The 22,908-nt window shown below is 43.1% G+C and carries 25 protein-coding genes; 17 read left to right on the plus strand and 8 right to left on the minus strand.

Going from position 1 to position 22,908, the window contains the following annotated elements; translation table 11 throughout:
- Nucleotides 1-3: 3 nt before the first annotated feature.
- Nucleotides 4-297: a DUF5316 family protein gene (locus AC20OE_RS16145; protein WP_058837338.1), complete on the minus strand. Its 294-nt coding sequence runs from the start codon at nt 295-297 to the stop codon at nt 4-6.
- 25 nt (nt 298-322) lie between these two features.
- Nucleotides 323-700: a VOC family protein gene (locus tag AC20OE_RS16150; protein WP_041089114.1), complete on the minus strand. Its 378-nt coding sequence runs from the start codon at nt 698-700 to the stop codon at nt 323-325.
- A gap of 184 nt (nt 701-884) precedes the next feature.
- On the opposite strand from AC20OE_RS16150, the gene AC20OE_RS16155 reads away from it, so the two are divergent.
- The 8 genes from AC20OE_RS16155 (at nt 885) to AC20OE_RS16190 (ending at nt 7,584) form a co-directional block, all read left to right on the plus strand.
- Nucleotides 885-1,154 (plus strand): excalibur calcium-binding domain-containing protein, encoded by a 270-nt coding sequence (locus AC20OE_RS16155; protein WP_080769491.1) that lies wholly within the window; start codon nt 885-887, stop codon nt 1,152-1,154.
- 127 nt (nt 1,155-1,281) lie between these two features.
- A complete protein-coding gene (locus AC20OE_RS16160) occupies nt 1,282-2,037 on the plus strand; it encodes a Cof-type HAD-IIB family hydrolase (RefSeq protein ID WP_163114302.1) in 756 nt (251 codons plus the stop codon).
- A 182-nt stretch (nt 2,038-2,219) separates the two neighbouring features.
- Nucleotides 2,220-2,978: a LamB/YcsF family protein gene (locus AC20OE_RS16165; protein WP_041089118.1), complete on the plus strand. Its 759-nt coding sequence runs from the start codon at nt 2,220-2,222 to the stop codon at nt 2,976-2,978.
- Nucleotides 2,979-3,004: 26 nt separating this feature from the next.
- Nucleotides 3,005-4,222 carry an NRAMP family divalent metal transporter gene (locus tag AC20OE_RS16170; RefSeq protein WP_058837340.1) on the plus strand — a complete coding sequence of 406 codons (1,218 nt, stop codon included), beginning with the start codon at nt 3,005-3,007 and terminating at the stop codon, nt 4,220-4,222.
- 5 nt (nt 4,223-4,227) lie between these two features.
- Nucleotides 4,228-5,019, plus strand: coding sequence for a putative hydro-lyase (locus AC20OE_RS16175; protein ID WP_487269009.1), 792 nt, complete (start codon nt 4,228-4,230; stop codon nt 5,017-5,019).
- 18 nt (nt 5,020-5,037) lie between these two features.
- A complete protein-coding gene (pxpB, locus tag AC20OE_RS16180; RefSeq protein ID WP_487269010.1) occupies nt 5,038-5,784 on the plus strand; it encodes a 5-oxoprolinase subunit PxpB in 747 nt (248 codons plus the stop codon).
- Nucleotides 5,781-6,827, plus strand: a complete 1,047-nt coding sequence (locus AC20OE_RS16185) for a 5-oxoprolinase subunit C family protein (RefSeq protein ID WP_487269011.1) — start codon at nt 5,781-5,783, stop codon at nt 6,825-6,827. The genes pxpB and AC20OE_RS16185 overlap by 4 nt, the downstream gene beginning before the upstream one ends.
- Nucleotides 6,811-7,584 (plus strand): IclR family transcriptional regulator, encoded by a 774-nt coding sequence (locus tag AC20OE_RS16190; RefSeq protein ID WP_487269012.1) that lies wholly within the window; start codon nt 6,811-6,813, stop codon nt 7,582-7,584. Before AC20OE_RS16185 ends, AC20OE_RS16190 begins: the two co-directional genes overlap by 17 nt.
- Before the next feature lie 34 nt (nt 7,585-7,618).
- Here AC20OE_RS16190 and AC20OE_RS16195 read toward each other — a convergent pair whose 3' ends face one another.
- Complete coding sequence (locus tag AC20OE_RS16195) at nt 7,619-8,254, minus strand: FMN-dependent NADH-azoreductase (protein WP_024720223.1); 636 nt, start codon at nt 8,252-8,254, stop codon at nt 7,619-7,621.
- A gap of 406 nt (nt 8,255-8,660) precedes the next feature.
- On the opposite strand from AC20OE_RS16195, the gene AC20OE_RS16200 reads away from it, so the two are divergent.
- The 3 genes from AC20OE_RS16200 to AC20OE_RS16210 all read left to right on the plus strand — a co-directional run bounded on the left by AC20OE_RS16200 (nt 8,661) and on the right by AC20OE_RS16210 (nt 12,682).
- Nucleotides 8,661-9,293 (plus strand): GDSL-type esterase/lipase family protein, encoded by a 633-nt coding sequence (locus AC20OE_RS16200; RefSeq protein ID WP_144491731.1) that lies wholly within the window; start codon nt 8,661-8,663, stop codon nt 9,291-9,293.
- Between the two features lie 89 nt (nt 9,294-9,382).
- Nucleotides 9,383-10,465 carry a C45 family autoproteolytic acyltransferase/hydrolase gene (locus AC20OE_RS16205; protein ID WP_064498689.1) on the plus strand — a complete coding sequence of 361 codons (1,083 nt, stop codon included), beginning with the start codon at nt 9,383-9,385 and terminating at the stop codon, nt 10,463-10,465.
- A gap of 129 nt (nt 10,466-10,594) precedes the next feature.
- Nucleotides 10,595-12,682 carry a BglG family transcription antiterminator gene (locus tag AC20OE_RS16210; RefSeq protein ID WP_064498690.1) on the plus strand — a complete coding sequence of 696 codons (2,088 nt, stop codon included), beginning with the start codon at nt 10,595-10,597 and terminating at the stop codon, nt 12,680-12,682.
- A 16-nt stretch (nt 12,683-12,698) separates the two neighbouring features.
- Here AC20OE_RS16210 and AC20OE_RS16215 read toward each other — a convergent pair whose 3' ends face one another.
- The gene (locus AC20OE_RS16215) at nt 12,699-13,337 is read right to left on the minus strand and encodes a class I SAM-dependent methyltransferase (RefSeq protein ID WP_228280297.1); all 639 of its coding nucleotides are present in this window, start codon (nt 13,335-13,337) and stop codon (nt 12,699-12,701) included.
- 129 nt (nt 13,338-13,466) lie between these two features.
- Here AC20OE_RS16215 and AC20OE_RS16220 point away from each other — a divergent pair, with 129 nt between their 5' ends.
- Together AC20OE_RS16220 and AC20OE_RS16225 are read left to right on the plus strand one after the other, a co-directional pair.
- Nucleotides 13,467-14,336, plus strand: coding sequence for an SDR family oxidoreductase (locus AC20OE_RS16220; protein WP_024425561.1), 870 nt, complete (start codon nt 13,467-13,469; stop codon nt 14,334-14,336).
- A gap of 293 nt (nt 14,337-14,629) precedes the next feature.
- Nucleotides 14,630-15,052, plus strand: coding sequence for a pyridoxamine 5'-phosphate oxidase family protein (locus AC20OE_RS16225; RefSeq protein WP_039176603.1), 423 nt, complete (start codon nt 14,630-14,632; stop codon nt 15,050-15,052).
- 620 nt (nt 15,053-15,672) lie between these two features.
- Here the strand turns inward: AC20OE_RS16225 and AC20OE_RS16230 are convergent.
- On the minus strand, nt 15,673-15,855 hold the full coding sequence (locus AC20OE_RS16230) for a hypothetical protein (RefSeq protein WP_041089145.1): 183 nt from the start codon (nt 15,853-15,855) through the stop codon (nt 15,673-15,675).
- 13 nt (nt 15,856-15,868) lie between these two features.
- Entirely contained in the window at nt 15,869-16,087 is a 219-nt protein-coding gene (locus tag AC20OE_RS16235) for a hypothetical protein (protein ID WP_058837353.1), read from the minus strand.
- A 158-nt stretch (nt 16,088-16,245) separates the two neighbouring features.
- Between AC20OE_RS16235 and AC20OE_RS16240 the strand changes: the two genes are divergently transcribed.
- On the plus strand, nt 16,246-18,495 hold the full coding sequence (locus AC20OE_RS16240) for a hypothetical protein (protein ID WP_487269013.1): 2,250 nt from the start codon (nt 16,246-16,248) through the stop codon (nt 18,493-18,495).
- A gap of 229 nt (nt 18,496-18,724) precedes the next feature.
- On the opposite strand, the gene AC20OE_RS16245 is transcribed toward AC20OE_RS16240, so the two are convergent.
- Both AC20OE_RS16245 and AC20OE_RS16250 read right to left on the minus strand, forming a co-directional pair.
- Nucleotides 18,725-19,021, minus strand: coding sequence for a DUF3817 domain-containing protein (locus AC20OE_RS16245; protein ID WP_008347156.1), 297 nt, complete (start codon nt 19,019-19,021; stop codon nt 18,725-18,727).
- 129 nt (nt 19,022-19,150) lie between these two features.
- Nucleotides 19,151-19,825: a GntR family transcriptional regulator gene (locus tag AC20OE_RS16250; RefSeq protein WP_039182989.1), complete on the minus strand. Its 675-nt coding sequence runs from the start codon at nt 19,823-19,825 to the stop codon at nt 19,151-19,153.
- Between the two features lie 154 nt (nt 19,826-19,979).
- On the opposite strand from AC20OE_RS16250, the gene AC20OE_RS16255 reads away from it, so the two are divergent.
- The 3 genes from AC20OE_RS16255 (at nt 19,980) to AC20OE_RS16265 (ending at nt 22,889) form a co-directional block, all read left to right on the plus strand.
- Nucleotides 19,980-20,807: an AraC family ligand binding domain-containing protein gene (locus AC20OE_RS16255; RefSeq protein WP_058837355.1), complete on the plus strand. Its 828-nt coding sequence runs from the start codon at nt 19,980-19,982 to the stop codon at nt 20,805-20,807.
- Nucleotides 20,804-21,736 carry a DMT family transporter gene (locus tag AC20OE_RS16260; protein ID WP_058837356.1) on the plus strand — a complete coding sequence of 311 codons (933 nt, stop codon included), beginning with the start codon at nt 20,804-20,806 and terminating at the stop codon, nt 21,734-21,736. Before AC20OE_RS16255 ends, AC20OE_RS16260 begins: the two co-directional genes overlap by 4 nt.
- 97 nt (nt 21,737-21,833) lie before the next feature.
- Nucleotides 21,834-22,889 carry a tartrate dehydrogenase gene (locus AC20OE_RS16265; RefSeq protein ID WP_041089156.1) on the plus strand — a complete coding sequence of 352 codons (1,056 nt, stop codon included), beginning with the start codon at nt 21,834-21,836 and terminating at the stop codon, nt 22,887-22,889.
- Nucleotides 22,890-22,908: the final 19 nt, after the last annotated feature.

A 22,908-nucleotide genomic window follows, 5' to 3' on the forward strand; every position in this document is an offset into this window, starting at 1 on the left:
TGTTTACATCAAAACATAAAAGACCGACGCAGCCATGTGCGGAAGTGCAAAAATGATCAAAAGAAAAGCCGTATCAAGGCGCCACAAGCGGTGTTCTTTTGTTTCAGAATGATAGGCTGCTCGTGTCTCTTCTCCACTTGTCCAAGCACCCATTAGCACCCCAGACATCACGACCCCAATAATAGAGATTCCGCCACTGATAAACCCAATCCATTCAAGGTGCTGCAACAGGATAGCGGCGCTGCAAATCACAATCATTGAGCAAACACCGACGAAAAAAACATGTTTTTTTCTCATTTTGGTTCACTCCCTTCAAAAACAATTAGGAGATCGCATCACATATTTCAATGAAATGACCATCAGGATCAGACACATAAGCGACTGTTTGACCCCATGGTTTTTTTGCAGGTTCCTTGATGATCGGAACCCCTTTATCTTTCATTGAAGCAATTGTTTGATCCACATCATCCACAACAAAGCCAATCTCAAACGTTTGAGACGCTTGATTTGCTTCTGGGACAGGCAATCCGAGTGCCTCTTTGACATCCTGGCGTGAATTAATCGATAACGTCACGTCTCCAGTGTCAAACTCAACATAAGATTCAACCCTCAATTTTATTGGGAAACCAAGAACATGTTGATAGAAATGAATACTTGCCTCAACATCGTTTACATATAGAATGGTATATTTCATTTTCATGTGAAAAACTCCTCTCTTCATATACGTGTCAAAAACGGAAAGGTTTCCCACTCATTGTACCATATAGGATATAAGGTGTATTTCATACCAAAAAAATCAAAATAATTAGCTCAATAGTCTTGAAAAACAAAAAGTGGTGACATATGATAAAAATGTAAAATTAGAAAAAATAGGGGGATTTTACATGTTGAAAAAAATCATGGTAGCTGTCTTGTCTTTAGGTCTTTTACTTAGCTTTACACAAGTCGACACCCACACAGCAGATGCAAAAACGGTCAAGTCTTACAAAAACTGCAAAGCGCTGAACAAAGTATATAAAGGCGGCGTAGCAAAAAGCAAAAACACGAAAAACAAAGGCGGAAAAACAAAGTACAAGCCTTATGTATCAAAAGCACTTTATCAAAAAAATATGCGGCTTGACCGCGATAAAGACGGCATTGCGTGTGAACGCTAAGCACCTGTGAAAAGACCTGTCACAAGGTCTTTTTTCTATGGGATCAAACTCGTCCCTTTGTGCCAGCTTCATCTTTATATTAAAATAAAGATAGTTTCAAAAATCGATACAAAGTGGGGTACTCAATTTGTCAACACAAGCTCAAAAGAAAGACATCCGATTGATTGCCATTGATATGGATGGCACGCTGTTAAACAGTGAGCACATCATTCCAGAGGAAAATAAACAAGCGATTAAAGAAGCTGAAGCAAAAGGGGTCCATGTGGTCATTAGCACAGGGCGGACATTGATGACATGCCGAGAGCTGGTTGAGCCGCTCAAGTTATCTTCTTACCTTGTGACAGCAAACGGAAGTGAGATCTGGGATTCAAACTTCCAGCTGATCGAACGAGATCTGCTGCATCCTGATCACGTCCAAATGATGTGGGATTTAAAAAATAGGTACGAAACCGATTACTGGGCTTCGACTGTGGATAAGGTGTGGAGAGGTGAATTCCCAGAACGAATTCATGACCATGAATGGCTCAAATTTGGCTTTGATATTCATGATGATGACGTTCGTGAGGAAGTCCTCAATACATTGAAAACAAATAAGCATCTAGAAATCACAAACTCAAGTCCAACGAATATCGAAGTCAATGCAGCCGGCATTAACAAAGCGGCAGCTCTTGCAAAAGTAGCAGAACGCATTGGCTGTACGATGGACAACGTCATGTCACTTGGCGACAGTCTCAATGATATGGCGATGATTCAAGAGGCCGGATTAGGCATTGCCATGGGAAATGCGCAGGAAGTGGTGAAAGAGGCCGCTGATTGGATTACAGCTCCTAATACAGAACATGGCGTTGCAAAAGCTATCCAACATTGGGTGCTGTCTAAATAGAATGCATTTCATACAAGAAAAAGTGAGAGGACTTTGCCTCTCGCTTTTTTTTGTTTTCTCTAGTTCTATTGTTATGTTTTCTGCCAATTTCATGTGCAGTCTATGCAAAGTTGGTATAATCAGTATAAATTCGAATATTCGGACTTTATATTCCGTATTTCGGAACAATAGGGAGGGATTCTATGTATCAAGTGGATATCAACTGTGATTTGGGAGAAAGCTTTGGTCAATACACAATCGGTGCAGACGAACAAATCTTAGAATATGTCACCTCAGCCAACATTGCTTGCGGTTTTCATGCAGGAGATCCAACGGTTATGAGAAAGACAGTCAGAATGGCACTGGGTAAAGGGGTCAAAATTGGTGCACATCCTGGTTTGCAAGATTTGGCCGGCTTTGGCAGACGTCCAATGGCTATCTCCGCAGAGGAAGCTTATGATCTTGTCATCTATCAAATTGGTGCTCTATCAGCCTTTCTCAAGGCCGAGGGCGGCACAATGCAGCATGTCAAACCACACGGCGCCCTCTACAACATGGCGGCTAAAAATACTGAATTATCTGAATCAATTGCGAAGGCTGTGTATGATGTGGATCCAAACCTTGTGTTATTTGGTCTGTCAGGGAGTGAACTTGCGTTAGCAGGTGAACGGATAGGTCTGCAAGTGGCTCATGAAGTTTTTTCTGATCGGACGTATCAAACAGACGGGACGCTGACATCGCGCCGCGAACCACATGCACTCATTGAAGAGGATGAACGTGCCGTCCAGCAGGTTGTTCGTATGGTGCGAGAAGGCAAGGTTCGTACAGTTCAAGGGGAAGATATCGAGCTCAAAGCAGATACGGTCTGCATTCACGGAGACGGCAGCCATGCGCTTCAATTTGCAAAAACCATTACAGCGAAGCTAAAAGAAGCCGGCATTCATCTCAAGGCCTTTCAATAAAAATCGTCATCAAAGGGGGAAACAGCATGAAAACAGAGAAAGTCAAACACGTGAAGGCACCAAAGGGGAATCGGTCTATGCTGATGGGCGCTGCCTTTTTAATGGCGACGTCCGCGATTGGACCGGGATTTTTAACACAAACGACCGTCTTCACACAGCAACTTGCGGCTAGCTTTGGATTTGTCATTTTGATCTCAATTTTATTAGATATTTTTGCACAAACAAATGTATGGCGCATCATTGCCGTGTCAGAAAAACGAGGTCAGGATATTGCAAATATGGTGCTCCCGGGTCTCGGGTATGTGCTCGCCTTTTTGATTGTCATTGGGGGACTTGCCTTTAACATCGGAAATATCGCTGGGGCTGGTCTTGGTTTTCAAGTGATCTTCGGTGTCGATCCGCGAATTGGCGCAGGGATCAGTGCTGTGATTGCCATTCTCATCTTTGTAATTAAAGAGGCTGGGAAAGCGATGGACCGTTTCACACAGGCAGCAGGCTTTGTGATGATTGGCCTGATGCTGTATGTGGCGATTTCAACAGCGCCGCCAATTGGAGAAGCGGCGGTGAGAACATTTGTCCCAGAGAAGATTGATATTTTATCCATTGTGACACTTGTGGGCGGAACAGTAGGCGGCTATATCGTCTTTGCTGGTGGGCATCGCTTGCTGGATGCAGGTATTAAGGGGAAGGAAGCACTGCCGCAAGTGACGAAAAGCTCTATTTTCGGTGTCTTAATTACTTCTGTCATGCGTGTAGCACTCTTTCTTGCCACATTAGGAGTTGTTTCAAAAGGCTTGCAGATAGATCCATCCAACCCGCCTGCCTCTGTTTTTCAATTAGCTTCAGGAAATATCGGATATAAAATGTTCGGGATTATTATGTGGGCTGCGGCGATTACATCCGTCATTGGAGCAGCATACACATCTGTTTCTTTCTTCAAAACCTTCTCGCCAAAAATTGAGCAAAACCAGCGTGGCATTATCATTGGTTTTATTGCTCTTTCAACCCTTTGTTTTATCACGATCGGAAGACCTGTGAACATCTTGATATTAGTTGGAGCGATCAATGCATTGATTTTGCCGCTCGCTCTTGGCACATTACTTGTTGCGGCTTATAAGAAAGACATTGTCGGAAATTATCGCCATCCTTTCTTTTTGACGGTGTCAGGTGCATTTGTTGTGGTCATCATGGCGATAATGGGCGGTTATACCATCATCAATGAAATCCCGAAACTATGGAGCTGATTCAGATGAATACTTACCAAACATATGAACCTTCACAAATTAGAGAATTGATTCGCGAAAAAAAGATCACAGGACCAACGGCTGGCTTTGCTGAGGGGTTTGCTCAAGCCAATTTAATGATTGTCAAAAAGGAACTTGCCTTTGATTTTCTTTTATTTTGTCAGCGGAATCCGGCTGCATGTCCCTTGCTTGATGTACTGGACCCGGGTGATCCAGTGCCAAGACGGTCGGCGCCTCAAGCGGATATTCGTACGGACTTTCCTAAGTACCGTATTTACCGAAAAGGGATTCTTGAAGAAGAGGTTACAGATATCTCTGCTTATTGGGAGGATGATATGGTTGCCTTTCTCATTGGATGCAGTTTTACGTTTGAGCACGCGCTTATGCTGAATGACATCCCTGTCCGCCATATTGAAGACGGTCATAACGTACCCATGTATCAAACGAATATAGCTTGTGAAAAAGCAGGAGTCTTTCATGGCCCAATGGTGGTCAGCATGAGACCCATTCCGGCGCATCAGGTCACAAGAAGTGTTCAAGTGACATCTCGATTTCCATCAGTCCATGGCGGCCCGATCCATATAGGGGACCCAGCGGTGATTGGTATTTCCGATGTGAACCAGCCTGACTTTGGAGAACCATCTGTGATCAAAGAAGGAGAAGACCCGGTGTTTTGGGCATGTGGTGTGACGCCGCAAGCCATTGTCATGCATACAAAACCCGACATTGCGATCACTCATGCACCTGGGCATATGTTCATCACAGATCGAAGAGATCAAAAGCTCGGTGTACTGTAGAAAGAGAGGTGTCCTCAAGTGGCTTTTTCAACAATAAAAGATTCCATCACCTACCACCCGCTGGGAGATGCAGCGATCGTCATCCAAGCTGGAGCTGACATACATGAAGAGATTCATGCACGTGTTGAGCAGCTGTTTACATGTATTGAACAGCACCCATTTGAAGGTTATGTAGAAGCGGTTCAAGCCTTTACAAACGTGACTGTTTTTTACGAGCCTTATACCGTTCATCAATCGGCCCAGCTTCAAACACAAGATCTGTCTCCGTACGAATGGGTCAAAGGCTATATTGAACAACTTCTTGAAGACAAATGGCAGGAGGGAGTTCAGGTAAAGCGCCGCATTGTGGACATTCCAGTCTGTTACGGAGGAGCGCTGGGCCCTGATTTAGAAGAGGTTGCTCGTATCAATGGTTTAACGCCAGAGGAAGTCGTACGTATTCACACTGCCGGGACGTATCTTGTCTATATGATTGGATTTGCCCCCGGGTTTCCGTTTTTAGGCGGGCTGTCTGAAAAGATCGCGGCACCACGCAGAGAAACACCAAGGATGTCCATTCCAAAAGGCTCTGTTGGTATTGCAGGAAAGCAGACAGGCGTTTATCCAATTTCCACACCCGGGGGCTGGCAGCTCATTGGACAAACCCCGCTGCCGCTTTTTCGCCCAGACGAGGAAATTCCGAGTCTATTGAAAGCAGGGGACGAGGTCAGATTTGTCCAAATGTCTGAAAAGGAATTTTTCAGCATGAAGGAGGCAGAACGTTGAGTATTCATGTCATCAAGCCAGGGATGTACACAACCATTCAAGATAAAGGGCGGCAAGGCTATCAAAAGTATGGCGTCTTAACGAGCGGCGGCATGGACCCGCTTTCACTTAGAATCGCCAACATTCTCACTGGCAACCAAGAAAACGAAGCCGTACTGGAAGTCACGTTGATGGGGCCGGGTCCTGTGCTCACATGTGAGAAGGATCAGCTCATTGCAGTCACTGGTGCTGATGTAGAGATTGATATTGACGGAGAGCGGGCACCTTTATGGAAGCCGCTCTTTGTCCGATCAGGAAGCACGATCACCTTTGGTCTTTGTAAGAGAGGCTGCCGCGTTTATCTTGCTGTGGCAGGTGGATTTGATGTAGAGCCAGTTATGCAGAGCAAAAGCACCTATGTAAGAGCAGGGATCGGTGGACTGAATGGGCGTCCTCTTGAAAAAGGCGACGTTCTGCCCATTGGAGAGCCGTCTATCGTAGCGGATCGTTTGTTTGATAGGCTAAAAAATAAAGTGAATCAGGCGGGATACGGCGCACCAGATTGGACAGTGAGTCACGATTATTTTTTGCCGCTGCGGAAATCGCCAGTGATTCGTGTGCTGGCAGGGAGGCATTTTTCTCATTTTCAAGAAACATCTCAAACCGCATTTTTTGAGCAGCCTTATCAGGTCACACCTCAATCAGATCGTATGGGCTGCCGGCTGAAGGGGGAGCCGGTTCATTTAAAAGAAAAGCTGGAATTGATCTCAGAAGCGGTCGCCTTTGGATCTATTCAAATCCCACCCGATGGCCAGCCGATTATTCTGCTGGCAGATCGGCAAACGACAGGCGGATACCCGCGTATTGGAGAAGTAGCGACTGTAGATTTGCCGCTTATTGCACAGGCGATGCCTGGAGCAAAGCTGTATTTTGAACAAATAGATCATCGGGATGCAGAGCAGGCGTTATTTAAACAAGAAGCAGAACTGAGGGAGCTTACCGCAAGAATCAAGCTGGAAGCATTCTCGTTTAGAAAAGGTGAAGAAGATGCAAAACACAAATAAAACGGTTGTGAAATCAATGGAGATTTTGCGGCTGTTTATCGCTCACGATCAATTAACATTAAATGAAATGATCGAGCTATCTGGTATGCCGAAAACATCTGTCCATCGCATGGCGAGCTCATTAGCCGATATGGGACTGTTAGAAAAGCAAGAAACAGGTGCTTATCGATTAGGCTTAATGTTCCTTGAATACGGTCAGCTTGTGGCGGACCGCCTTGATATTCGGAGGATTGCGAGACCATTTATGGAAAGCTTACGGGATGAAGTGGGAGAAGCTGTACAGCTCATTGTTCGCGAGGGTGACGAAGCCATTTACGTGGAAAAGATAGAAGGTACGCAGCCTGTTCGTCTCTACACCGCCGTCGGTAGACGTTCCCCCCTATATGCGGGTGCCTGTGCGAGAAGTATTCTTTCCTTTTTGCCAGAGAGTGAAAGACTTGCCTATATTGACTCAATTGAGCTGGGGAAGATCGGAATTGGGACTATTACAGATAAAGAGGTTCTAAGAAACATGCTCGAAGAATCAAATGTGCGGGGATATACGCTAAGCTATTCTGAGCTTGAAAACTATACAGCAGCGATTGGAGCTCCTATTTTCAATCATCTGGGGGAAGTGGCAGCAGGTATTAGCATTGCAGGATTTGAAGCGGGCTATCAAAAAGAACGCCTGCCTTACTTAATTCAACAGGTGAAAAAAGCCGCCAGTGATATTTCGAGAGAATTAGGCTTTTCGTCCGAACAAATAAAAAGCCAATGACCGTCAAGATCATTGGCTTTTTTGCGTGCAGTTATTAGAAAGTTTTTCCTAAAGCTTTTGCACGTTCGATTGCATCTGCTTTAATTTGCTCTGCTTTCGCAGGCTCAGCATTGTGACCTTCAACGATAAGACCTTCGAAAGAAGGAATTCCGAAGAAGTTCGCAATTGTACCAAGGTAACGGTGACCTGCTTCAAGTTCAGCAGCAGGACCTTCAGTGTAGTATCCACCACGTGCTTGGATGTGAAGAGCTTTTTTGTCTGTTAATAAACCAACAGGACCTTGCTCAGTGTATTTGAATGTTTTACCAGCTACAGCAACAGAGTCGATGTATGCTTTAAGAACTGGTGGGAATGAGAAGTTCCAAAGTGGTGAAACAAATACATATTTGTCAGCAGAAACGAATTGATCACTTAATTCGTTTAGGCGAGCAACTTTTGCTTGCTCTTCAGCTGAAAGTGTATCGAAGCCAGCACCAGATTGAAGTTTGCCCCAGCCAGCAAATACATCTGCATCAATGTGAGGAATGTTTTCTTTGTACAAATCGATATGTACAACCTCGTCACTTGGGTTTGCTTCCTTATAAGATTCGATAAATGCCTTAGCAGTAGCCATACTGTAAGAAACTGTTTCATCATGCGGATGTGCAGTGATGTATAAAACTTTTGCCATGTTCATTCAATCCTTTCTGTTTCGGTTATTTTTTTAGCGTATCCCAAAGGTACGCTGAATATGTGGCATCTTTAATCATATTGGAATGCTATGAAAAAGATGTAACAAGCACAGTTACATAAAAACTGATATTTTCATTGTAATCACATTGTAGTTTGAAGTCAAGATATAAAGTCTCGAAATCAAGATAAAAAGTTTGTAAATTTTTCTGGAACGCATAAACACGCAGATTTCAGCGCAAAAAACCTACTCTTATTGAACAAAAAATCGTTCAATACCGCAAGTAAAGAGTTTGTAAAGGCGCTCCAGCTCAAAAAAAGATGGATGCCCCTAAGTCATCTGCTACAAGCATCTGTTCTCCAAATTCGTATATATAAGAGAAGGCAGGAGAGAGTGAGGGATAAGAGTGGGACGATCCTATGTTGCGATTGGAGATTCCTTAACAGTTGGGGTGGGGGCACGTTTATTTGGCGGAGGATTTACTCAGCGGTTTCGATGGCTGCTTGAAAAAAAGACGCATGCACCGGTCGAGCTGTCTGTATTTGCAAAGTCAGGGTTAACGACCGATCAGATTTTACAGCTCTTCAAACGGTCTGAGGTGAGACGTGCCATTGCAGCTGCTGACATCATCACCATCACAGGCTGTGGGAATGACCTTGTTCAAGCTGTTCAGCAGTATGAAGAAGGTGAAGATGAAAAGAAATTGCTGCAAGCGGTCATGCATTGCCAGGCGAATTTCAGCAAGATGATTCAAGAAATTGCTCAGATCAAAAGAGGGCAGCATGAGCCCTATTACGTATATCTCATGAATTTATATAATCCTTTTCCACAAATACCAATAGCCGGGCGGTGGCTTCAGCAATATAATCAACAACTTCGTTTGCTTGCTGCGAATCCGCATGTAGAAGTTGTGGATGTGTATCGCGCGTTTGAAGGACATGAAAGAGCTTACTTATCGATTGATCAATTTCACCCGAATCCTAAGGGGTATGATGCAATGGCAGAAGCATTGTATCAACAATATTGTAAACAGCTGTAATCCGGTGGGATTGCAGTTTTTTTCATCCTTTTCAATAAATGACGGTTTCGATATGATAAAAGAAACGAAGGCGAAAGAGGTGTGCAGGCATGGAGGAGATCAATGCGTTTTTTCAAAAGATGACAGGAACGGCTTATGAAGTAGGAAAACAGCAGGCTCTCTGGCTGAAGGAGAACCCGCTGCTGCAGACACAATATATTCGAACAGAACCGGTAACACAACAGGCTGTGAAGGAAACGAAGCAGCTGATCCGTCCTTTTCTTCCTCAATTAGATGAAGAGATTGCTGGGTTTTGTGATGAAATGCAATTAGATGAGCGTTATTTGCCCTTTTTCTATTCATCGCATCTTCAGCCAGGCTGTTCCCATTGTGTGAGGCAGGGGAATATGGCAGCCGGTCAACAAACGGTCATGCTTCGTAACTATGATTTCTCCCCGATTTTTGATGATATGCGTCTTGTGACGACACATGTAAAAGAATCGGCATGTCATACAGGTTCGTCGCTGCTGTTGTTTGGCAGATCTGATGGAATGAATGAGCATGGTCTTGCTGTGACTTTCTCCGCTTGCGGTCCGCCGGTTGGCAATGAACCCGGTTTAAAGCCTCCAGCAGTCGCCGGTTTGCAGGTGTATCATGTGATTCGCTCTGTTCTGGAATCCTGTCAAACGGTCGAGGAAGCCATTCGCTCAATCCAGGAAATGCCCGTTGCCTCAAATGTTCATATCATGCTTGCGGATCGAAAAGGAGAGGCGGCTGTGATTGAAATCATCGATGGTCAAAAAAGGGTGAGAAGACCGGAGACAGGTTATATTGCCGCAACGAATCATCCGGTAGCTGATCAAACAGCAAAAGGGATGACCAAACATCATTCTATTGTCAGATACGATATGTTAATGGAGGCTTTAAAAGAACAACGATCAAATGATTCTCTTGTGAAGCTGTTTCAGACAGAATATCCTGATGGTCTAACTGTGCACAATTATGAAGAGCTGTTTGGAACGATGCGAACCGTCATGTTCCGTCCGGAAGAAGGCACAATCGATTATTGCTTTGGCTCTCCAGTGTACAATCCGACTTATTCTTTAAAAGCTGGGGGTTCACTGCCTTTCCATGAACAAAAGGTTCAATTTCATCAAAAGGATTATGGACCGTCATTTTGGAGGAGTGTCTAATGATCCCTTGTTTATATTTTGTCACAGCCGCTGTGCCAAATTCAGATCAACTTAAGATTGCATCGCTCGTTGAAAGCGTTTTATATTAAGGTGTGATAATAGACCTATTTATACAGAAGGAGGCATTTCATGTACATAACGGCACGAGAACAGAAAGTCATTAAATACATCATTCAGCAAAATCGTTATGTCACCATTCGTGAGATAGCCGATTCTGTTCAGGTGAGTACAAGAACGATCCATAGAGAACTAAAATCTATTAAACCAATTTTGAAAGATTATCATCTTTCATTAGATAAACAGCCGGGAAAAGGCTTAAAGGCAGTTGGCGAACAGGAGGATAAACAGCGGCTTCTTGCTCATATGTCAAGTGAGGATCAAATTGAATACAGCTCGGACGAACGAAAGCTCTTAATCCTATGTGCGCTGCTTGAAGCGAAGGAACCGGTGAAATTATACACCCTCGCAGCTGACTTGCAGGTAACAAATGCGACGATTAGCTATGATTTAGATGAACTGACGGAGTGGATTGCTCCATACGGTTTGCAGCTTATCCGCAAGCGCGGGTACGGCATTGAATTAAAAGGGCCGGAGGAAGCAAAACGGAAAATTGTCGGCAATCTCATTGTCGACCGGCTCGACATTCAATTGTTTTTAGAAACGATTGAAATGAATATCAAACATCGAACGAAAGCGACGGAAAAGGTGTTTGGCGTTGTCAGCAGAGGACAGCTGCTTAAGGTAGAAAGACTGCTCTTTCATTTGAAGGATCGGCTGTCACTCTCCTTATCTGATAGTGCCTATATTGCACTTGTTGTTCACTTGACCTATGCCATCGAACGTATTCAGCTTGGGGAAACCATTCGAATGGAAGAGGAAGAGCTGCTGGAATTAAAGCGGACGAAGGAGTTTGAATCATCACTCCGAATGGCAAGAGCGCTTGAACGCATGTTTAATGTGGAGATCCCTGAAGCGGAGGTCGGATATATGACCATCCACCTTCGCAGTGCAAATCGCAGCTTTGGGGCAGAATACCGTATTGATGAAATCGAGCTGGATATCGCGCTGAGAACGAAAAAGCTCATTGATTTTATTTCAAATAAAACCGGCTATCATCTCAATGAAAATGATTCATTGTATGAGGGACTCGTATCTCATCTCGAACCTGCCATGAACCGTCTAAAGGAAAAGATGAGAATCTATAATCCGCTCACACAACAAATTAAAAAAGACTACTTTTTGCTGTTTATGGCGATTGAAGAAGGAGTCGATCGCTTCTTTCCTGAGATTGAATTTCCAGAGGATGAAATCGCCTTTCTTGTGCTTCACTTTGGTTCAGTGCTTGAAATCAAAAAAGAAGAAATAAAAATTCATGCGCTGGTTGTTTGCTCAAGCGGAATCGGTTCCTCAAAAATGCTCGCCTCCCGGTTGAAAAAAGAATTGCCGGAGATCGCCAAATTCGATCTATCCTCTTTGATGGAGCTAAAGGAAATCGATGCATCGAGCTATGACATGATTGTTTCGACCGTTCCGATACCATATGAGCATATCGATTACATTATGGTCAGCCCCCTCCTAAACGAGGATGATGCCATGCGTGTGAAGGCTCATATTAAACGGAAGATTCCTTATATCATCGAGAAAAAAAGAACAAAAGAATCTCCCAAAGAATTAGTGCAAGAAACCGTTAATATGATGACGGTTGCAGAGCAGGTGACGAATTATATGTTTGTGATTCGCAGCATCCTGTCCCGTTTTACCATTGAAAAAAGAAAGACGATGCCGAAGCATGATGAAACCATCAGTCAGCTGCTTCGTCAGCTTGAAGAGGAAGGGCTTATCATACATGCAGATGATGTGGCGAGCGGCCTTTTGGAACGTGAACAGCAAGGCGGCTTAGGCATACCTGGTACTGAATTTGCTCTTTATCATTTAAAGCATGCATTCATCAAGGAACCAATCTTTCATATTTATGATCTTGATCAAGCATACGAGGTTAAAAGCATGGATGGCGGGCAGCAACAGATGTCACGAATGCTCATAATGCTGGCGCCGCAAGAGCTTGGCAAGGAAGGGTCAGAAATGTTTAGTCTGATCAGTTCATCCATCATTGAAAGTGAAGAAAGCATGGCGCTTTATGGACAAGGGACAAAGGAACACATTGAACAGAAATTACATCAGCTTTTCTATCAATTTGTCAAAGAGGCAAAGTGGTAAGAAAAAGGCCGAGAGCTTAGTCGCTTCTCGGCTTTTTTGCTGTGACACAGACAGCAAGGGTAGGACGAATTTCTTCATACTCAATAGAAAATGGGTCAAACCCTGCAAACTGCATGTCATTTAATATGCTTTCACCCATCTCTTTTGTCCGGTTGGCGTCAGCTCCTTTTTCTCTTGGCTGCATGACAATAACGAGTGTTCCGCCTGGTTTCAAGGTGTGGTAAAGATTGAGTAAGCCCGTCTTTGGATCATCCCAAATTGTAAAATTGTTAACAGACAGCACTTTGTCATACTGCTCTCCGGGAAGGCGTGTTTTCTCGATTTTTCCGACATACAATCGGACCTGTTTGTCTTTTGCTCGTTTGCTGACGCGGGACTGTGCTTGCTCCTGCATGGTTGAAGAAGCATCCAGCCCATCAATGTGAAGATCTTGATAATGCTTGAGCATATGTTTGATGCTGTAACCGGGTCCATAGCCAATCTCCAAAATGTTTTCACCATCTGTCAGATCTAAGTGGCGGATGGCCCACTGATTCAATGATTTATTTTCATTTGCCATAATGAATCCAGCGATGCTTCCGAGCCAGCCTTTTGGTCTGCTAAAAGTTTTTGAAATGGTAGACAGCATGTGAGAACGCTCCTTTTTGATGATCATGTAACCGATTTTTCTCCTATTCAAACATGTTGATTTTCGGGAACACATCTGTACAGCTTCATGATGTTTGAGTGGAAAAATGAGGTGGTAATGAAAGGATACATCAACAAATCAAGGAGGAGCTTACACATGGATTTACGTGAATATTTAACAAATGGCATTCCGCGCCAAACGCAGGATCAGCAGCCAGGCAGTGAAAGAGAAATGAATCCAGCGCCGATCTTTGAGGATGAATCATATCAAGGTTCTGGCAAGCTAAAAGGAAAAGTGGCACTGATTACAGGCGGAGATAGTGGAATCGGACGGGCAGTATCTGTTGCCTATGCAAAAGAAGGAGCACATGTCGCCATTGTGTATTTAAATGAACATGAGGATGCAGAAGATACGCAAAAACGTGTAGAACAGGAAGGCGTCAAATGCTTAACGATTGCAGGAGATGTCGGTGACGAAGCCTTTTGCGAGAAAGCAGTAGAAAAAACAGTTGAAGCCTTTGGACAATTAGATATTTTAGTAAATAATGCGGCTGAACAGCATCCGCAAGAACGTATTCAAGATATTTCAAGTGAACAGCTTCACCAAACCTTTAGAACAAACTTCTATTCCTATTTCTATTTTACGAAAAAGGCACTGGATTATTTAAAACCGGGAAGCTCCATTATTAACACAACATCAATTAACCCATATCGAGGTAACCCAGTGCTGATTGATTATACGGCGACAAAAGGAGCCATTAACGGCTTTACGCGTTCTATGGCACAATCACTTGTGAAAGATGGGATTCGGGTAAACGGTGTAGCGCCAGGTCCAATTTGGACACCGCTCATTCCATCTACATTTGATGAAGACAGTGTGGAAAGCTTCGGGGCAGAAACCCCGATGGGAAGACCAGGACAGCCTGTAGAGCATGTCGGCTGCTTTGTGCTGCTGGCTTCTGACGAATCGTCTTATATGACAGGACAGACACTTCACGTCAATGGCGGTTCCTTTATGAATACATGATCTACGCGGCACCGCCCAGCTTTGATTGGGCGGTGTTTTTAGTATTTCTTGCGATTCTTCTGCACAGATGTGACAGACCATACGATAATGCCCACAACAACTGCCGCAATGACAAGTGAACTCAAATGGAACATCGTTTCATGATGCATGTTCAACTTCTCCCTTCATTGAACCTGTTTTCTATAGCATCAGCCAGAAGGTCTCTTTTTATGAAAAACACATTTCTTTGTTTAATGAATGGGCCGTCGTGGAAACCTAAGAATACGGATGAAATTTTGAAGGAGTGAAATGATATGTCTCAAGAAGAATTAAAACAGAAGGTATTAAACCTATTAGATGAACAAAAGGTCGGAACATTGGCGACTGTTGAACAGGATAAGCCGCATACTCGCTACATGACGTTTTTCCATGAAGATCTGACGTTATATACACCAACGAGTAAAGAAACACATAAAGCAGATGAAATTGAAAAAAATCCAAATGTTCATATTCTCATTGGATATTCAGGCGAAGGATTTGGTGATACTTATGCAGAAATTGCAGGTACCGCAACATTAACCGATGATCCGGAACTGATCGACCGCCTTTGGTCTGATGAGATGGAGAAATGGTTTAAAGGAAAAGATGACCCGAATCTAGTGATTCTGAAAATTGATCCAACCTCCATTCGTTATATGAATGAAGGAAGCCGTACACCAGCAGAATTATCACTTTAACACTTGCGTAATCAGGGGGAATGTGTTATAGTTTGATATTAAGTGTTGAAATAAGCAAATAAATAAAGAAAGTAAACTTTCTTTTTTCTATGACACAATGAGAAGCAATAGAGCTTCTACTTGATAAGAACGAGACGCTGTCAAAGCGAACAAACTTATTCTTTTCCTTCTGCACCCGCCCCCCTATATAAGCGGAAGAATGGAAAAAAGACGTTTTGATTTACAATTCACACTGGCACGGCTTCGGAGCCGTAAGGACGAATGAGAGGTAGGGCTTTCGTTGTCTTGTTATCCAGAACTTCCATGGCGTTTACTTTCAAACGTAGGTTCACTCGGAACACATATGACACACTGATATGATCGAATCTTAATTCATACACTCCGTAACGGAGATTAAACATTGATTATTTATTTGCATGAAAAGAGTAAGTAACAGGCTGCCATCTATTTGGCAGCCTTTTTCATTTGGTTAAACAAGAGGACCCCAAAACCAATGAGCCCAAGAAAAGGGAAGATGGAGATAGAAACCAATCGCATCGCGTCCGCTCCAAAAGGGTTCGACCCTAGTAGCAGACCAATGAATGCACAGATGATCAGAGTGAATAAAGCGGGCTTCATGATCATTTCCTTTGTCCTTTCTTCTGATACCGCCAAATCCGTTCAATAAAAAAGAACATCACTGCAAACAAAATAGAAAACATGAACATATCCAGCAGTGTCACGCCTCTATTTGGGTGCACAAGACCAAACCAAACGAATTGCAGAACAAAAGAGATCGCAAAATATAGAATTAATTTTTTCATCTTTTTCCTCTTTTCACTTATTTTTTTGACCCTTAAGCCACATCAGCCAAATGATGAAAGAACCAATCACACATGAGAGCAAAGTGCTAGGCGGCAAGGTGTGCCAGCTAGTCAGCCCCTTTACAAAACACATATAAAAAAAGAAAATGGAAATGGATACGAGTACCCATTGCTTGAGCCAGCGAGGGACACGCAGCCACGCCGCTAGAATGATTGATGATAGCTTATCCAATGAGAGAACTCCTTTTTTGAATCTGATTGGATTTTATCGTAAACAACAAAGTTTGTAAAATATGGATTTCAAAGGCTTTGATGGTATTCTTCTAGCGTGAAACATTTTCGCTGTACTGACGTATAAGTTAAAGGAACCTCATGAAAGGAAGCGATCAAGTGAAAAGAATACCAGTCTTCTTCCTCAGATATATTGTCTTCTTTATTCCAGCAATCATTCTCAGTGTCTTGGTGTGGAATCATTATCAAGATGATTTGTCAGATGGGAAAGTAACAGAGAATAACGTCAAAGGAATGTTCACATTTGATGAAGGCAAACGAGTGGTGAGTGCTGTATCAAAAGACCAGCAGCTCCATTTTGCAATGGTTGATCCTCAATCAGGGAAAAGAATGAGTGAATGGACCACAGAAAGTGATTCGTTTAATGAAATGCTGCCATCCATTCAAGGAAACAATCTCTTGCTTGCTTTAAAGAATAAAGACGGGCAGCTGTTGATTGAGAAATTAACACCAAGCGGAGAAAAGAAAGAGCTCGTTCAAAATAACCTGCAGATTCCCTCATTTTTAAAAACGAATACATACCAATGGAATGGACGACTTGTATTTACAGGAGAAATGGACGGTGCCGCTGCAGTCATCGGTGAGCTAAAGAACGGTCAGTTTCATATGCATAATCTGAACGAGCTAAAGCTGCCAGCAAGACCCGTCTCCATGGATGTTGTCATGAATTCCTTTAGAGGACAGACGCCAATTCCTATATTTGAAGTAACTTTGAAAAATGACCAGAAGGCGTATGTCAGCGGAATCTCAAACGAGAAGCATCAGCTTGGGGTTTATGTCTCCAAAAACGCTGAACCGTTCAGCCTTGTGGAAGATACAGTTGAGCAGAGGCTGCAAAAAACGATCGGATCATCACAAAACTTTGCTGTCGCCGTGGAATCGGAATATCCAAAAAGGGCAAGGAAAGTGAATGCAGAAGGAAGACTTGGAGAAGTCGTTCCAACACCAAAACCAATTTACCAAACGTATGTGTACCAGCTTAATGAGGAAGAAGTGTTGATTGCAGGCTCTACAGCAAAGGACGAAGCAAAAGGCAAACTGACTGGTTATATTTATAACCATCGCACGAATAAGGCGACGTCTGCCAGCAAGCTTTTGCAGTCGCTTTCATATGAATCTTTACAAAGAGAAGGGCTCTCTTTCAATAAAAATGTGAAGAGCGATTGGCTCTATTATTCATTTGACAATCAATTAACGGGTGCATTTGAGACGAAAAGCAAAGAGCTAAAGGAATTTCCTTTGCAAAAGGTCATCTCAATTGAAAACGCCAGTCCAGCCCACCAAACGTCTGTTGATACCTTTATGCAATATGTAATGAAGGGCGGACCGCTCATTCTCAACTGGGCGATATGGATCTTGATCCCACTGTTATTATTTGTGCTAGCGATCTTCCTGCCGCCGATTTTGAGACTGGTGAGAAGAAACAAGATAAAGGACAGTGTCACATTACAAGCCTATATTGTGTCCGTGAAAGAAACGGGCACCTATATCAACGAACAGCCAGTTGTCAGCATGCGGCTTCAATTTGAATATGAGGGGCAAAGTATAGAAAAGACGGTTAAAACGGTTGTATCCTACACCCAGATACCACAGCCAGGCCAGCCTATTGCCATTCACTATGATCCGAAGAAGCAAAAGGCAATGCTTTTAAAAGAGGGTGACGTCTCGCAGCCAAGTGAGCCAAAGTTCATCAAAGGCGCTGTTTTAAGAAATATAGAATCATATGGAACCGTAGGACGGGGCACCGTCTTATCACTCACATTTGAATTAGATCAGAAAACGTATATCATTCCGATGATTCAAGCCGCTGGTTTTGAATTTAGAACAGGAGAAAAAGCCGATCTCGTCGACATCAATGGCCAGCTGAAAATGGCTGCCTATGGCTATGAAGTTCGGAATCGATCGGGGAAAGATATAACGTTAACTGGAACCATCCAACGTGTGAAGCAATATCCAATTGCCATCCATGAACAAAAGCCTATTCAGCTGGATGTGACAGTGTCAAACGGAGATCAGTCCATTACCAAAACGGTCAGCCAGTTTATCCCTGATCATATGCAGGTCGCAGTGGGCACTCAAATCACGATCCAGACAAAGAAAGAAGAGCTGGATAGAGAAATGAGCCTTATGCAAGAGAAACAAGGAAGTGCAAAAGTGACCAATGTCGAATTTGCTGGCGTCATCGGCAATCTGCCGTTAGCAATCATTCAAGTTGAGAGAAATGGCATGATGTATGAAGTGAAACAGCCAATCGATCCAATCACCAGTGTCTTGCCTGGTGATGAATTATGGGTGGCATATCACGATATGACGCGTCAAGCAGCCATTGTGAAATATGCATCAATATAAAAAAGCGTTCCTTTTAGGAACGCTTCAGCGTGTAGACAAACCCTCGCATTCGTTGTCAGGTCTGCGCTTCGGTGCTCACGAATGTCAAATTTGCTCCGCAAAGGTAGCCGTCCTTCCTAGACTGCAAAGGTTTTCTATCACGCTGAAAAGAAGACAAAGGGCTAAAATCAAAATCATTTTAGCCCTTTGTCAACAATCTGAAGCGTTCCTTTTAGGAACGCTTTTTCTATTAAGCTTTTGTATCATATTGGCGGAGCACCTTATCGTAGGCGAAATTGCCGAAAGGAATGAATGCCGCAAAAAAACCGGCGATGGACCATTTCAAATGCCAGCGAACTTTAAATGTCACATATGCCAAAATGAGCATATAGATGACAAACAATGCGCCGTGAAGAGAGCCTACAATGGTGACTGCCATCGGAATATCCGCAAAATATTTTAGAGGCATGGCAATTAAAAGAAGGGTTAAAAGAGACATACCCTCAATAAAACCCGCCTGTCGCAGACGGCTAATACTTGTATGCATATACAAATCCTCCTGTATAAAAGCTAGTTTCTCATCTTCTAATATAAACGAAAGATCGTCTGGACATGCTGAAATCTACGAAAAATTCAAAATATGTTCATGGATTGCTTAAAAAATGGGAAAAGTCCTTTACTGTTTGTTTGTTTCAGAGAGTACTTGCTTTAAGTGCATCACATCATGTAATAAATGCTCAGTCATTGCTTGAACCGCTTCTGTGGAGCGGCGCTTTTTTATTTCAGAATAGATCGCTGCATGCTCTCTTTGAATGGTTTCAGCACGAGCCCCGCCGCTAAAATGGAAAATGCGGCAATAGTGAATGAGTGCATTCACGTGATTCAATTGTTTGGATAAACGGTCATTGTGACTCGCCAAAATGATTTTTTGATGAAAGGATTCATGTAACTGGACGATCTCTTTAGATGGCAGCTCCTGCTTGATCGCTTCGTCCGCCTCCGTGAGAACCTGCTCAATTTCATCCATTTCTCTTTGCGTGGCTTCCTTACAGGCAAGCTCAACAGCAAGTGTTTCTAAGGCCACCCGAATTTGATAGAGCTCCTCGACATCTTTTTCTGTTAACGTATAGACTGAATAGCCTGATCGATGATCCGCGATTAAAAGCTCGTCTTTTTCTAACAGCCTCATCGCCTCTCTTACAGGTGAACGGCTTACGCCAAATTGCTTGGCAAGCTGTGTTTCATTGATGCGCTCTCCTGGCTGAAACTGGCCATCAAAAATCATTTGCTTCAGCTGTTCATAAAATTGCATGTGATACGGTGTTGGTCTTTCCATCTCGAATGAATTCATCCCATCATTCCCTCTTTTGTACATCATCTTTTGTCTCATGTTATCCAAGTTTTTCCCTCTAGGCAAGCCTGCATCGAAAAGTCAATATCGTACAATCCAAGAGAAAAAGGGTGTGCTACACTAATGATGAGTTCAGTGAAAAGAGGGGATCGACATGAGAACATTAGAGGAACGAACAGTCCATTTTGACCAGGACTTGCAAATAGAGGCGTATCGCTTTCATGCCATCATCAAAAAGTTCCCAAAACATTTTCATACATACTATGTGATTGGATTTATTGAAGGCGGTCAAAGACGTATGTTCTGCCAAAATCAAGAATACATCATTGGAAAAGGAGATATCCTTCTTTTCAATCCGTACGATAATCACGGATGTGAACAATTTGATCACAAGCCGCTAGATTATCGCAGCTTAAATATTGAACCAGAGTTGCTGGAGAAGATCTTTCAGCACAAGCCGCATTTTAAAGCCCCTGTGGTTTCACAAAGTGAACTAGCAAAGCAATTATATGATCTTCATCAAATGATCACAGAAGAAGCTCCTGCTTTGAATAAACAGGAAGCCTTTTACTTTTTGATGAAGCAGTTGATCGAAACCTATTCTGATATACCAGAGGAAAAAGCATCAGCAGCCAATGCCAATGCCAATGAACAAAAAGTCCAAGACGTACAGCAATATATTGAAACACATCTCACGGAAAATATATCGTTAGATGACTTAGGTGAGCTCGTGTCCATGAACAAATATTCATTGCTGCGTGCTTTTACAAAGTTCAGAGGAATTACGCCGTATCGTTATTTACAGACAATCAGGGTGAACTATGCGAAGGAGCTTCTCGCCCAAGGAATGAAGCCAATAGATGTAGCTGCTGCCGCTGGATTTTCTGATCAAAGTCATTTGACTCATTTCTTTTCGGAATTTATTGGGCTTACGCCAGGGCAGTATCAGCAAATTTTTGAAAAGCAGGTAACAGCAAAATGAAAAATAAACAGCTTCTTGGTCATCTAGCAGCCATGTTCACCATTTTTTTATGGGGATCTACCTTTATATCAACCAAAATATTATTAACGGCTTTTTCTCCAACAGAGATTTTATTTTTTCGTTTTTTCCTTGGGTACCTTACCCTGATGATCATTTATCCAGTCACCATGAAGGTACAGCGTAGAAAGCATGAAGGGATGTTTGCGCTCGCAGGGTTATGCGGTGTGGTCTTATACTATTTTTTGGAAAATGTTGCACTTACCTATACGTTCGCTTCGAATGCAGGTGTCATCAGCTCCGTTGTCCCATTTTTCTCTTTTCTATTGTCTTATTTTTTATTAAAAGATGAGCCGCTGCACAGCCGCTTTTTTATAGGCTTTTTCATCGCGATGATAGGAATTGTACTGATTAGCTTTAATGGGATGACGACGTTCCAATTGAATCCGCTCGGTGATGCTTTAGCATTTATGGCTACCATCGTCTGGGCATTTTATTCCATTTTATCGAAAATGATCAATCAATATGGCTACCATATTATTCAGGTGACAAGACGTGTCTTCTTTTACGGGCTGCTATGGATGATTCCGCTGATCTGGCATTTTAAGATTCGTTTAGACTGGGAGCGGTTCACGAATCCATCGTTTGCCTTCCACTTGCTGTTTTTAGGCGTCTTTGCATCAGCTATTTGTTTTCTGACATGGAGCTTTTCCGTGAAGACGATCGGTGTGGTGAAATCAAGTGTGTATATTTATGGAGTGCCCATTATCACGATGATCATTTCAATGATCGTTCTTCACGAGAGTCTGACCTTCATGTCGGCACTAGGAACGGTACTGACCTTAGGAGGTTTGCTGCTTTCAGATAAAAAAGGTGCGGGAAGAAAGAAACAGAAGTCCCCGATACTGGTGCAGGATAAAAAGGCGCTTTGATCAAAAAGCGTCTTTTGTCCATTGTAAGAACAGGCACTCTTTAGTAAACTCAAATTAAACGGTCGACGGTCGACCGATGACAAAGGGGGAAAAATCAATGAAGCATGTTTCAATTGCAGCGATACCAGGAGACGGAGTTGGAAAGGAAGTTGTGCCTGAAGCAATCCGAGTTTTGAAAGCGATATCAGAGGTGCATGGCGGTCTATCTTTCACCTTTCAGGATTTTCCGTGGAGCTGTGAATATTATTTAGAGCATGGCGAAATGATGCCAAAGGATGGATTGGAACAACTAAAAGCCTTTGACAGCATTTTCTTAGGGGCCGTCGGAGATGCCAATTTAGTGCCGGATCATGTATCACTTTGGGGATTGCTCATTAAAATTAGACGTGAATTTGAGCAGGTGATCAACGTTAGACCTGCAAAACAGCTGAGCGGAATTCGCTCACCGCTTGCTCAGCCAAAGGATTTCGATCTTCTTGTTGTAAGAGAAAACGGTGAAGGTGAATATAGTGAAATTGGGGGCCGTATCTATCAAGGAGAAGATCAGCTTGCCATTCAAAATGCTGTTTTCTCCAGAAAAGGGACAGAGCGAGCCATGCGTTTTGCCTTTCAATTAGCAAAAAAGAGAAGAAAGCATGTGACAAGTGCAACCAAATCGAATGGAATCGTTCATACAATGCCATTTTGGGATGAAGTGTTTCAAGACGTAGCAAAGGATTATCCAGAGGTGACAGCAGACTCACAGCACATTGATGCACTCTCAGCCTTCTTTGTGACAAGACCTGAGAAATTTGATGTGATTGTCGCCAGTAATTTATTTGGTGATATTTTAACTGATCTTGGAGCTGCCATTATGGGAAGTATTGGCGTGGCGCCTGCCGCCAACATCAATGTGAATGGCAAATATCCGTCTATGTTTGAGCCTGTACACGGATCAGCCCCAGACATTGCAGGAAAAGGGATTGCCAACCCAATCGGTCAAATTTGGACGGCTAAACTCATGCTTGATCATTTCGGAGAAGAAGAACTGGGCACACACCTCCTCGAAATCATCGAGTCAGTCACAGCAGACGGCTTTTTAACAGCAGACATCGGCGGAGCCTATCAAACACAAGAAATCACCAACGAAATCATCAAGCGCTTGAAGAAATAATCCGTCATTAGAACCGCAT

This window comes from Bacillus sp. SRI_025, from assembly GCF_057592095.1.